General features: G+C 60.7%; 12 protein-coding genes. 8 read left to right on the top strand and 4 right to left on the bottom strand.

Annotated elements, in window-relative coordinates:
• Positions 1–10: 10 nt before the first annotated feature.
• The 4 genes from H3221_RS23860 to H3221_RS23845 are packed head-to-tail and all read left to right on the top strand — an operon-like array spanning position 11 to position 3435.
• The gene (locus H3221_RS23860; protein ID WP_196476112.1) at positions 11–1645 is read left to right on the top strand and encodes a methyl-accepting chemotaxis protein; all 1635 of its coding nucleotides are present in this window, start codon (positions 11–13) and stop codon (positions 1643–1645) included.
• 7 nt (positions 1646–1652) lie between these two features.
• Positions 1653–2267, top strand: coding sequence for a hypothetical protein (locus H3221_RS23855; protein ID WP_160018046.1), 615 nt, complete (start codon positions 1653–1655; stop codon positions 2265–2267).
• 50 nt (positions 2268–2317) lie between these two features.
• Positions 2318–2887, top strand: a complete 570-nt coding sequence (gene pnuC / locus H3221_RS23850) for a nicotinamide riboside transporter PnuC (RefSeq protein ID WP_196476113.1) — start codon at positions 2318–2320, stop codon at positions 2885–2887.
• Entirely contained in the window at positions 2884–3435 is a 552-nt protein-coding gene (locus tag H3221_RS23845; RefSeq protein ID WP_196476114.1) for an AAA family ATPase, read from the top strand. The genes pnuC and H3221_RS23845 overlap by 4 nt, the downstream gene beginning before the upstream one ends.
• Here the strand turns inward: H3221_RS23845 and H3221_RS23840 are convergent.
• Positions 3403–3870: a DUF3429 domain-containing protein gene (locus H3221_RS23840; RefSeq protein ID WP_160018049.1), complete on the bottom strand. Its 468-nt coding sequence runs from the start codon at positions 3868–3870 to the stop codon at positions 3403–3405. The two genes, H3221_RS23845 and H3221_RS23840, sit on opposite strands and share 33 nt — an antisense overlap.
• A gap of 69 nt (positions 3871–3939) precedes the next feature.
• Positions 3940–5115 (bottom strand): sigma-54-dependent transcriptional regulator, encoded by a 1176-nt coding sequence (locus tag H3221_RS23835; RefSeq protein ID WP_224490773.1) that lies wholly within the window; start codon positions 5113–5115, stop codon positions 3940–3942.
• A gap of 266 nt (positions 5116–5381) precedes the next feature.
• Between H3221_RS23835 and H3221_RS23830 the strand changes: the two genes are divergently transcribed.
• From H3221_RS23830 to H3221_RS23815, 4 genes are all read left to right on the top strand, one after another.
• Positions 5382–7256 (top strand): di-heme-cytochrome C peroxidase, encoded by a 1875-nt coding sequence (locus H3221_RS23830; protein WP_196476116.1) that lies wholly within the window; start codon positions 5382–5384, stop codon positions 7254–7256.
• A gap of 36 nt (positions 7257–7292) precedes the next feature.
• A complete protein-coding gene (locus tag H3221_RS23825) occupies positions 7293–8486 on the top strand; it encodes a catalase family protein (protein ID WP_196476117.1) in 1194 nt (397 codons plus the stop codon).
• A 181-nt stretch (positions 8487–8667) separates the two neighbouring features.
• Positions 8668–8937 carry a hypothetical protein gene (locus tag H3221_RS23820; protein ID WP_160018052.1) on the top strand — a complete coding sequence of 90 codons (270 nt, stop codon included), beginning with the start codon at positions 8668–8670 and terminating at the stop codon, positions 8935–8937.
• 103 nt (positions 8938–9040) lie between these two features.
• On the top strand, positions 9041–9268 hold the full coding sequence (locus tag H3221_RS23815) for a DUF1272 domain-containing protein (RefSeq protein WP_196476118.1): 228 nt from the start codon (positions 9041–9043) through the stop codon (positions 9266–9268).
• A 50-nt stretch (positions 9269–9318) separates the two neighbouring features.
• On the opposite strand, the gene nfuA is transcribed toward H3221_RS23815, so the two are convergent.
• The gene (nfuA, locus tag H3221_RS23810; protein ID WP_160018054.1) at positions 9319–9903 is read right to left on the bottom strand and encodes a Fe-S biogenesis protein NfuA; all 585 of its coding nucleotides are present in this window, start codon (positions 9901–9903) and stop codon (positions 9319–9321) included.
• Positions 9904–10048: 145 nt separating this feature from the next.
• A complete protein-coding gene (locus H3221_RS23805; protein WP_196476119.1) occupies positions 10049–12325 on the bottom strand; it encodes a fatty acid cis/trans isomerase in 2277 nt (758 codons plus the stop codon).
• Positions 12326–12437: the final 112 nt, after the last annotated feature.

Below are 12437 nucleotides of genomic sequence, written 5' to 3'. Positions count from 1 at the left end.
GAATTCGTCCATGAACAGCTTACGTAGTCTTCCCATCAGCCGCCGTCTATGGCTGATCCTGGCGCTGGCCATTCTGACGCTGATCTTGCAGGGCGCTTACATGCTGCGCCAGATCCAAACCGATCTTTACGCCGGCAAATCGGAAAAGACCGAGCATGTGGTGCAGAGTGCGGCCGGTATTCTCAAGCATTTCCACAGCCTGGAAAGCGCCGGCAGCCTGAGCCGCGAAGAAGCGCAGAAGCAGGCCATGGAGACGGTGCGCGGTTTGCGCTACGACGGCCAGGAGTACTTCTGGATCAACGACCAGACCCCGGTCATGCTCATGCACCCGATGAATGCCAAGCTAGAGGGCCAGAATCTTTCCGGCTTCAAGGATCCGGACGGCAAGGCGCTGTTCAATGAGATGGTCGCCATCACCCGTAGCCAGGGGGCCGGCCAGGTCGACTACCGCTGGCCGAAACCCGGCGCCACTGACCCGGTACCGAAAATCTCCTACGTCGAACTGTTCCAGCCCTGGGGCTGGATCATCGGCTCCGGCGTCTATGTCGATGACGTGCAGGTGGAGTTCAGGGCCCAGGCGGTTAAAGCCATGAGCATCGGCCTGCTGATCGCCCTGCTCCTGACTGGACTGGTGGTGCTGATCACTCGCAGCATCGTGCAGCCGTTGCAGGCAGCCGTGGGCGCCATGGCCAGCATTTCCAGCGGCGAAGGCGACCTGACCCGCACTCTCGACACCCACGGGCGTGACGAATTGACCGCCCTGGCGACCTATTTCAATGCCTTTACCGCGAAGCTGCGCCATGTGATCCGGCAGATGCTCGATTCGGCGGGGTCGCTCGACCAGGCCGCCCGCTCGCTTGGCGACATCTCCAGCGAAGCGCAGCGCCACAGCCAGCAACAGGCGCAGCAGATGGAGCTGGTGGCGACCGCTGTCAACGAGGTGACCTACGGCGTGCAGGACGTGGCGAAGAACGCCGAGCACGCTTCCAGCGAGATGCATACCGCCGAGGACCAGGCCAGCCAGGGCCAGCAAAACATCGAAGCGAGCCTGCGCCAGATCGATCAGTTGTCGAGCACCATCGACAAGGCTGTCGAGGTGATTCAATCACTGGCCAGCGAGAGCACGCAGATCGGCAGCGTGCTCGAGGTGATCCGCTCCATCGCCGAGCAAACCAACCTGCTCGCTCTCAACGCCGCCATCGAGGCTGCCCGCGCCGGTGAGCAGGGCCGTGGTTTCGCCGTGGTCGCTGACGAAGTGAGGCTTCTGGCGCAGCGGACGCAAACGTCCACCGCCGAAATTCAGGGCATGATCGAGCGCCTGCAAGGCAACTCCGAAGCCGCCGTCAAGGTGATCAACGAAAGCAGCCGCGCTTCCCAACTGACCGTGGAGCAGGCCAGCCAGGCTGGCGAGAGCCTCGCCCAGATCGCCCAATCGCTGCGCAACCTGACCGGGCTCAACGCCTCGATCGCCAGCGCCACCCTGCAACAATCTCACGTGGTGGAAGACATCAATCAGAACGTCACGCAGACGGCAGCGCTGGCCCACAACACCGCCGAGGCTGCCGAGCAGTCGAGCGCGGCCAGTCAGCACCTGAAACAGCTGGCCGACCAGCTCAATCGTCTGCTTGGGCAGTTCCGCGTATGAGATGGACATGAGCAGCATGCAACATCAGGAGGTCGATTTTAGTCGGCCACAGAACCAGGACCTGATCTGGGACCTGGACAGCATGGCCCGCCGCGAGCTGGCCGAGCGTTTCATCAAGCTGTTCGAGAATCGCCTGTGCGTCTATTCCGAATCGGTGGGGCAGTTGTACACCAACTACAGCCTGCACTTCCCCACCGATCTCGGGCGCAAGATGGTGGTGCTGCCCAACCCCTACGCCTTCCACGACACCCTGCACGGCATCGATAGCCAGGCCATCCGCAAGACTGGCCTGTGCGTGTTGCCGGGCAAGGTCATGGGCAAGCCGGGGCTCTTGCTCAGCACCCAGATCAAGGATGGTGGGCCGGCGCCCAAGACCATGCCCTTCAAACCGGCACTGGCGCAGATCATCAGCAACCAGAAGAAAATTGGTGATCTGTTCTTGCCGGTATTGATGAAGGGCGATCTGCGCGAATTCGACCAGCAGATGCCCTATATCCACCTGCATCGCCTGCAACTGGCACGTCTGGAGCGATTGTCGAGCTTCGAGCGCGACGACATCCAGCAAACCATCACCCGCAAGCTGCTGATGCTCTATCGACAAGCCGACAGCCTGGTGTGCTGAGTCGCCTGCATCAGTACAATCGCCACCCTTTCCTTATCTGAGGGCGCCGGATGTCCTGGCTCGAACTCGTTGCCGCCGGGCTCGGCATCGTCGCCGTCTGGCTGACCGTCAGACAGAACCCCTGGTGCTGGCCCATCGGCCTGATCATGGTGTTGCTCTACGCCTGGCTGTTCCATGACTGGCGGCTGTATTCCAACCTGCTCCTGCAACTGTTATTCGCTGCGCTGCAGCTCTACGGCTGGTGGCAGTGGACCCGTGGCGGCGAACGCCACGATGGGCGCAATGTCAGCCGCCTGAGCGCGGTCGCAGTCCTGACTGGGCTACTGATCGGCGCGCTCGGTAGCGGGCTGCTCGGCTATCTCATGGCGACCTACACCGACGCCAGCTCGCCCTGGCTGGATTCGGCGCTGACCGCATTCAGCCTGGTCGCACAATTGTGGATGGCGCAGAAACGCCTGCAATGCTGGGGGCTTTGGGTAATCGTCGACCTCTGCTACGTGGCCTTCTTCCTCTATAGCGAGCTGTATCTGACTGCGGGTCTCTACGCTGCCTTCACCGCTTTGGCCGTCAGCGGTTGGCTGAGCTGGCGCCGCGACCCCGCGTTGCAGTGCGCGCCATGAAGGTGTTGGTACTGACCGGGCCGGAGTCCAGCGGCAAAAGCTGGCTGGCGGCGCAAATACAGGCACGCTTCGGTGGCGTGGTGGTGGGCGAGTACGTGCGCGACTTCATCGACAAGCAGCAGCGCGATACCTGCTACGCAGACATCGACGAGATCGCTCGCGGTCAACTGGCCTGGGAGGATGCTGCGCGGGCAGCCAGGCCGCCGCTGCTGATCCTCGACACGCACCTGCTGAGCAACATGCTCTGGAGCCGTTGCCTGTTCGGCGATTGTCCACAGTGGTTGGAGGCCGAGTTGCTGGCGCGCCACTACGACCAGCATCTGTTGCTCGACCCCGCTGGCGTGCCCTGGATCGGAGATGGCCAGCGTTGCCAGCCACAGCTGGCAGAGCGGCAGGCCTTTCATCAGGCCAGCCGCGACTGGCTGCAGGGTAACGGGCAGCGTTTCTGCGAACTTTCAGGTGGCTGGGACGAACGACGCCAGGCAGCGCTGAAGCAGGTCGCAACGCTGCTCGGCTCAGCGGATCAGGACGCTGGCCCAGGCCACTAACAGGCTCAGGCACACCACCAGCGTCAGTGGCGTACGCAGTGCCGGATACCATTGCGGCGCCAGTTCGACGCGTACCGCGTGCATGTCCGCGAGATACAGACCGATAAAGGCAAAAAGGAAAATCGGTAGCGACAAGCCCATCGGCAGCCCGCCAGCCAGTGCAGCCCAGCCCAGCAAGGGTGGAATCACCGAAAGCCCCAGCTGCAGCTTGGCCTTCTCGTCGGTTTCCTCCGCACGCATCGCCAACCCCCAGTGAATGGCGCCCATGAAGGCCAGGATCACGGCAGCGAAATCCAGCAATGCATCCAGCACGAAAGGCCGCCAGCCGATGGGAATCACCCAGATGCCCAGCGCACCACCAACGAATGGCACCAGCCCGGCATAACCCAGCAACACGGCCAGTTGCGGCGGCTTCTCGGCGTCGAACGGGTGCATGACGATCTCCTTGGCGATAGGTGTGCCGAGCACCTTAGCAGTGTTTCTCGAGCGTTACAGCCATGAGCCTCAGCGCAGGCGATGCTTGTGCAGCAAGCGATAGAAGGTTGGTCGCGACACCCCGAGCGTCCGCGCCGCCTGGCTCATGTTGTTGGTGTAGCGGCCCAGGACGTCGTTCAGCGCCTGCCGTTCGGCGCGCAGTATGTAGTCCTCCAGCGTCACCGGGGCGTCGATGCTGGCCTGTGCCCGGCGCAGGCCAAGGTCGGCTGCAAGAATCTGTCGTCCTTGAGCCCGCACCAGTGCGCGGATCACGCGATTGCGCAGCTCGCGAACATTGCCTGGCCAGGGATGGCTGATCATGGCGTCTATCGCTTCTTCGCTGAAACGCCGATGATGCCGTCCGATCATTGCACCGTGCTGCTTGGCGAAATGCTCGGCCAGCAGCGACAGATCACCAGGATGTTCGCGCAGATTCGGCGTTTGCAGCTGTTGCGCTGCCAATCGATGAAACAGATCCCGTCTGAAACATCCCTGATGCAGGGCCTGCACCAACTCGCCTCGGTCCAGGGTCAACAGATGCGCTTGAGGATTGCGCTGCAGGTAGTCCAGCAACCTTTGCTGGTCCATCTCAGAAAGCCGAGACGCGTTTTCGAGTAGCACGCTGGTGATGCTCGATGCGGCGAGAGCAGCGCCGTCGAGAGGCTCGGAGCAGTCGATGGCCCGCATGGCCTGGGCTGAAAAAGATGAACGCTGGTGGAGCAAGCGTGCCAGAAGATGCTTGCCGCTGCCGCGCTCCCCGCTGACAAACAGCGGTCCATCGGTATGACTCAGGCGATCCAGCTGCCGACGCAGACTGCGAGCTGCAGCGCAATTGCCCAAAAACTGCGGCGCATGTCGTCCGTCATTTTTTAATCTGCGCAAGCGAGTGGCTGCCTGCGCCTGTTGCAGGGTTTCCAGTAACCGGGGCATTTCCACAGGCCATGTAAGCGCGGCGAAGCACCATTCGCCGACCAGCTCATCACTGCCGACCTGCATCAATCGCTCGGCATCCGCCAGCACGATGCAACCAAGCTTTGTCAGTTGCAGTTGCTTGAGCAACACATGACCAGGTTGCTGATCGAGGTAAAGCAGGAGTGCATCGCCTGCATGGCCGTTGAGCGTTTCTGGCGTGCAGCGCTGCACGGTCCAGCCAGCGGCCTGCAACGGCTGAAACAGCGCTTCGCATGCCTCGAAAGGATCGAGCATGAGTAATTGCCGGGATGCGACGGAAACAGCCTCCAACATACTCCATCCTTGGCGCCATTATTTTGTAATTCCAATAAAAACAACAATTTGGCGCTCGCAAACGTAAAGTTAGCAAGAACTTTGACGCTTCATGGATCATTTCTCTATATGCGTTGTTCCTGCTGGTTATTGAAGAGTTTTCATGATCACGGCGATGGCACCTTGCCAATAGCCTGCAGTATTGGCATAACAGGCCGATTAATAAGAACGCTACAAGGAAGTCTCTGATGCGTCTGCTGCGCCGCACCCTGAAACTCGTCATTTTGCTGGCACTGATCGGCCTGGCGGTTGTGCTGTATTACGTGGCCAACCCCAACCTCCCGACCTATCAGCAGCCTAGTGAGCTGCACTATCTGGACCAGTGGAGCGAGGAGCACCGCCAGACCTATTACTACACGCCACAGGGCACCACGGTTAAAGGCCTGCGTTATGACTGGTTCAGCGCGCTGGAAATGCCGTTCGGCACAGAGAAATTCAGCCGCCTCGACTATCTGGCCCGCTTCGGTTTTCTCACCGATCCCGGTCAGCGGCCAAGCGATCTGAATCCCGGCAATCTGCCGGTCGGCTTTACCCGTCACCAGGACAGCGAAAGCGGCGAGCACTTCCTCGATATCAGCTGCGCCGCCTGCCATACCGGCGAACTGCGCTACAAAGGCCAGGCCGTACGTATCGACGGTGGTGCAGCCCTGCACTCGCTGGCCTCCACCGTGCCGACCCTGCGTGGCGGCGGCTTTGGCCAGGCGCTGGGTATGAGCATGGCCTTCACCTATTACAACCCACTGAAATTCCGTCGTTTTGCCCAGCAAGTCCTGGGTGATCAGTACCCACAGGGCCGTGATCAACTGCGCGAAGATTTCAAGCAAGTGCTCGACCGGCTGCTGGCGACCGCCCTCAACGACTGGCACCGCGGCCTGTACCCGACCGAAGAAGGTTTTGGCCGTACCGATGCATTCGGTCGTATCGCCAATACCGTGTTTGGTGATGTTCTGGATGACGCCAACTACCGCGTCGCGAATGCCCCGGTCAGCTACCCGCAACTCTGGGATATCTGGAAATTCGACTGGGTGCAATGGAATGGCTCGGCCATGCAGCCGATGGCGCGCAACGTTGGCGAAGCCCTTGGCGTCGGCGCCAGCCTGCATCTGCTCGACGAACATAGCAAAGGTGTCGCCGAGGCTGATCGCTACGCCTCCAGCGTGCGCCTGCATGACCTCTACACCCTAGAGGAAACCTTGAAACGGCTGCAGCCACCCAAGTGGCCAGAGGCTGTATTCGGCAAGGTGGATCTGCCGCTGGCCAGTCGTGGCAAAGCGCTCTACACCGAGAATTGCGCCTATTGCCATGCCCCCGATCCCAAGCCGCGCGACCAGCGCCTGGCACCGTCGCGCGACCCTGAGTGGAAGATGCGCGTCGTACCGATCAGCATCGTCGGCACCGACCCGACCACCGCCGACAACATCGCTGACCATCGTTTCGACATCAGTCGTCTGGGCTGGACCAAGGCTGAACTATCGCGCCTGGATGTGAAGCTGTTCGGCTCCAGCCTCGATGATGTCGATTTCAAGAGCATTTCCAGCGCCAAGGGCCTGGCCTATATCACCGCCTACGTGGAAAACCGCGCCTATCAGGACGCCGGCATAGGGCCGCGCCAGCGCAAGGAAATGGACGGCTATGGCCTGCCAATCGGCGTACAGGAAAAGCGCGGCTACAAGGCCCGCCCACTTGACGGCATCTGGGCTACCCCGCCCTTCCTGCACAACGGTTCGGTGCCCAACCTGTTCGAACTGCTCTCTCCCGTATACGAGCGGCAGGCCCAGTTTTGGGTCGGCAACTTCGAATTCGACCCGGTGCGCGTGGGCTATCGCAGCGACAAGTTTCCAGGTGGTTTCCTGCTCGATACCCGCGTTACCGGCAACGGCAATGGTGGCCATGAGTTCCGCGATGGTTGCCGCCAGGAGGGCATCATCGGGCGCGCCTTGTCGCCGGACGAGCGCCTGGCGCTGATCGAATACCTCAAGGTGCTCGGTAACGCTGACCTGGAAACCCGGCTCAGTGACGTGCCGGTACAAGCCTGGACGCCCGGTCCGAGCTGCGAAGGCTGATTTCAACCAACAGGTTCGAGAACAAGGATTGCAACGATGTTGAAACGCTTCTGGCTCTGGCTCGGCCGCCTGCTCGGCAAACTGCTGCTCACCGTCGCCCTGGTCGGCCTGGTTGGCTGGGGATTGGGCGAAGCCTATTACGCCTGGAAATTCTCCGGCCCGGTCTCCACGCAAGAGCAGATCGCGCCGGATGAAGCGGCATTGAGCAGACTGATCATCGAAGATGCTGTACGCATCGTTGAGCAGCACCGCGACAACACCCGCGTGCTGCGCGATGCCCATGCCAAGGCCCACGGCTGTGTCAAAGCCGAGGTGCAAGTGCTCGATACACTGGATGAGTCACTGCGCCAGGGTGTGTTCAGTGAACCGGGGCACACCTGGCAGGCCTGGATGCGCCTCTCCAACGGCAATGCCTACCCGCAGTTCGACCGTGCCCGCGATGCGCGCGGCATGGCCATCAAGTTGCTCGATGTGCCTGGCGAGAAGCTCATGAAAAGCCCGGCGCATGCTGGCGAGCAGGATTTCGTGATGTTCAACCATCCGGCCTTCTTCGTTCGCGACGTGGCTGAATACCGCACCAACTTCGCCGCCCAGGCCGATGGCAAGAAGGCCCTGGCGTTCTTCCCCAGCTGGGACCCACGCACCTGGGAAGCACGCCACCTGATCATCGCCCTGAAGACCCTCGCTCCCGCACCAGAGAGCCCGGTGGCTACTACCTACAACTCCATCGCGCCGTTCAAGCTCGGTGAGTTGAACATCAAGTATCGTGTGGTGCCGGCTCCGCAGAATTGTCCCCCCTACGCGCTGCCGGAACAAAACACTGACTTGCCCAACTTCCTGCGCAATGCGCTCTACCAGCAGTTGTCACTGGACCGCGCACCGGCCTGTTTTGAACTTCAGGTGCAAAAACAGAACGCGCAGTACTACATGCCCATCGAAGATCCGACAGTCGAATGGAGTGAAAAGATATCGCCCTTCGAGAGCGTTGCGCGTATTACCGTACACCCTCAGGATTTCGATAGCCGCGAACAAAACCTGTTCTGCGACAATTTGTCCTTCAACCCCTGGCATGCACTTCCCGAACACCGTCCTATCGGTGGCATAAACCGTTTGCGCAAAACGGTATATGAGGCGGTAAGCGCCTATCGTCATCAGCGCAACGCCCCAGCCCCTGCCAGCGCTGCGCCGCAGCCACTTACGCAAGAAACAGAGGCGGAACTTTTGCAGTAGAAAGTTGTAGCCGGCGAGACGCCAGAAGTTTTTATCAAGACACACTACGGCGGTAATAAAACTTTTTTCAGGCATGTGTGACTTATGGGTCGACTGAGTTCATCAACAACATTGAAAGGCCAACATCAATAACCTGTTGGCCGCCATTGATTGTTGGGATCAACTCGGAGAAACCGACCCCATGAACACACCGCTGCGTTTCAACGAAGCCCTGCTGATTGCCGATCGCGCCTTCCGCCCGTTCCAGTGCGTGGCCTGGGCTCCGCAGGACGGCACCGGCGTCGTCAGCATCAGCGTCATCGACCGCACCAACACTCGTCTGCTTGGCCGCACCCAGCTGTCCAGCGCTACCTACAGTGACCCGCAACAGCTGGAAGACGCACTGCAGCGCTCGCGCGATGAGTTGAGCCGCCAGGGCTTCGATCTCGCGCCGTGGAGCATGCCAGAGTAAGTCCTTTTCGGGGCGCCTTGTGCGCCCTCAGATTTGCCACGTTGCGCTTAATCTCCGGCGGTTGCAGACTGCTGCAACGACCCACTGTGCCGAGCTTAGCGCCATGCTTGAACTGCGACCCAATTGCGAGAACTGCGACTGCGATCTGCCTGCAGCCAGTCTTGACGCCTTGATCTGCTCCTTCGAGTGTACCTTCTGCCGCTCCTGTGCAGAATCCGTGCTGGCGCTACGCTGCCCAAACTGCGGCGGCGAACTGGTAAAGCGCCCGATTCGCCCTGCCGAAAAGCTTGAGCGTTTCCCCGCCTCCAGCAAACGTGTGCTCAAAGCCTGAAATGAAAAAGGGGCGACCTGGGGCGCCCCTTTTTCATGTGCATGCACTTATCAGTAGTAAGCGTTCTCGCGATTGCTGTGGTCGGTCACGTCACGCACACCCTTGAGCTCCGGAATGCGTTCGAGCAGGGTTTTCTCGATGCCTTCCTTGAGGGTGTAGTCGGCCTGACCACAACCTTGGCAACCACCTCCGAACTGCAGGACGGCGATGCCCTCCTCGACCACATCGATCAGCGTCACCTGGCCGCCGTGGCTGGCCAGGCCGGGGTTGATCTCGGTCTGCAGGTAGTAGTTGATTCGCTCGTTGAGCGGGCTGTCTTCGTTGACCATCGGCACCTTGGCGTTCGGCGCCTTGATGGTCAGTTGGCCGCCCATACGATCGGTGGCGTAGTCGACGACTGCGTCTTCCAGGAAAGGCTCGCTGACACCATCGATCCAGGCGGTGAAACTGGCCAGGCCAACGGCGTTGTCTTCAGGCTTCTGCTCACCCGGCTTGCAGTAGGCAATGCAGGTTTCCGCGTAAGGCGTACCTGGCTGGGTGATGAAAACTCGGATACCGATGCCCGGCGTGTCCTGCTTGCTCAGCAGCTCGGCCAGGTAATCTTCGGCAGCTTGGGTAATGATGATGGCGCTCATGGCAACTCCTCGCGAACATGGGCGCAGTGTACGCCAGAGCGCCGCCCGGTTAAAGCCCAACTAAATTAGTAGGAATTGATCGCAGCCATAGCCGCCATGTGACAAGCAATCCGGAGCGCACTTCACATGCGCTCCGGTGATGCGCTCAGAGGTTCTGGTAGCGGTTCATGTCCAGCACGCCCGCCTCCAACGGTTGGGTTTCACGAATATGCTCGGCGATATCATGGAAATAGCGCCAAAACTCGGGATGACTACGCCGTACGCCCCAGCGCTCGACGACACGCTCGAAGGATTTTGCGTCGCTGACGCCCTCCATCTGCTTGACGAAGGCATCCACCTCGCCCGCTTTGACCGTGAACATGAAATTTGGATAGCTACTTAGCACTTCCGGGTAGATGGTCAGGGTGTCCAGGCGCGGTTGATAGCGCAGTTGCTCGCCCAACATGAACGCCACGTTGCTGTGCGCGCGATTGCGCAGCAGGCTGTAGATCTCACGCGAACCATCGCTCAGCTCCACCCGCAGCATCGTCGCTTCTGGCAGTTGATCGATCACCCGCAGGCCGCCCGCCGGACGACTGGCCAGGCGTGCCAGCGCCTGTTCGGCATGTTGCAGCTCTTTGGGCAAACCGTCGCGATAACACTGTGCGCCCGTGCAGCGGTTGATCGGGTCAGGACGCGCGTTGAGTTTGCCGTAGCGTTGCAGCAGTTGCTCGGCGAACTGCTTCTTCGGATCGTCACCGGTCAGGCCAATGGCGCTTGGCGAGCGATGATCGACCGAGGTGTAGTCCAGCAGCATCTTCAACTTGCCGCTGTTCTGATACCAGTCATCCAGATAGGCTTCACGGGCGCGCGCCGGCAGCAGGCGCAGGAAGTTCACCTCGGCGCCATTGCGTATCAGATCGAAATACAACCGTGTCTGCGCCTGATGCGAGACGTTGCCGAACACGTCGAAGTTGACCACCAGTTGGTAGTAGGTACGCTCCAGCAGCGGGTAATCCATCCACCACAGGGTCTGCGGGATCTCGCCGAGCAGGCCTTTGCGCACCGAGGCACTGTCGTGCTGGCGGAAGATCGACAGCAGCGCGTTGTCGTTGCCGCTCCAGATATGCGCCCAGTCCGCAGGAGGGGCGTCGGCGTAAGCGTCCTTGCGCAGGTTCTCGTATTCGTTGCGCTTGTTGCGATAGTCACGCCACAGGCCCAGCAGATCGCCGATATCGTCGAACTGGCCGGGCATGGCCAATAGTGGCGTGGCCTCGCGCTGGTAATTGGCATCGGTGATGTAGAGATCGTGCTCCGGTGCCTGGAAGACGGCCCAGAAGTTGTCACGAATCACGTCAGTGGCGATCTGCCCGCGACATACCGGGCCACGGATGAAGGTACGCACGAAGTACTCGGCGTTATCCAACATGAACTGATAACGCGCCCGCGCCGGAATCGCGGCGAAGGTTTCGAAGGGGTTGGCGCGGCGTTGTGCGCCGTAACCGGGCACTGCATCCAGCGCCCAGTCCTCACCGAAGAACAGCTCCTTCACCCGCGCCAGCTTGGCGTCGCTCAACGGATAGGTGATGTGCGTCTTGTGCACGATCACGCCCTGGATTGGCCATAGCCGGTAGTAGAACTCGGTGCCTGGATCGTCGTTGGGGCGGCGAGTGGCGATCGGATCGATGGGTTCGCCGCTGGGGGTGCGCGAACGGACCATCTGGAAGAAGTGCTCAGACTCACCGCCCTCGAAGTGCAGATGCGCGAGGAACAAATGCTCGTACAACCAGCGCGACACCAGATCCTGCCGCGCACCGGGCGCATTCATGAAGCTTTCCCACTGTTCCACCTGGCGCAACTCGACCGCGCTTGGTGTGAGCGCCAGCTCGGCGACCGGCGCGCCCTGCGCCAGCCACTGTTCCAGGGTGGCGTACTCGTCATCGTTCAGACCCGTCACGGCGAACGGCATACCGCCATGGGGATTCTTCTGTGCGTAGGCGGCGAACTCACCCGGCAATGAACAGCTGTTGCTGCGGGTGATGGCAATATCGAGAGTGTCCGGAAGCCTGGCATTGGGCTCCAGTGGCTGACTGCGACCCAGCTCCAACATGCGCCTCATCAGCGCAGCCTGGCCGTTCTCGGCATCGAGCACCGAATGAAAGTCGCGCTGGCGCCAGGCGGCCTCGCCCTGTGCATCCAGATAAAGCCGAGTGGTCGCTTGCGCCTGGCTGCGTGTGCCATCGTACACCGGCTGCTTGCTGGCGCCGCGCGCGATGCCTTCGCCACTGCCCAGATTGAGCTGACACGGCGCGTCATAGCAGGTATGGCAGGCCACGCATTTGTGGGTAAGGATCGGTTGGACGTCGTCGATATAGGAAATCGCTTCCGCTCGTGCCAGACCGGCTGCGAAAGAAAGAAGAAACAGAGCAGCAGCCTTGAGCATGGGCACATCCTTGATTGCGAGGCTGGCAATTCTAACGAGACGTCGCCCCAAGCAACATGAATGAATTTCATGGAAATCCCTGACACGCTCCAGAACCCTGCAGCTTTGCTAT

Origin of the sequence: Pseudomonas chaetocerotis (assembly GCF_015712105.2) — a bacterium.
Lineage (GTDB): Bacteria > Pseudomonadota > Gammaproteobacteria > Pseudomonadales > Pseudomonadaceae > Aquipseudomonas > Aquipseudomonas chaetocerotis.
The sequence above is the reverse complement of the archived record's forward strand: the minus strand, read 5'-3'. Positions and strand labels throughout refer to the sequence as shown.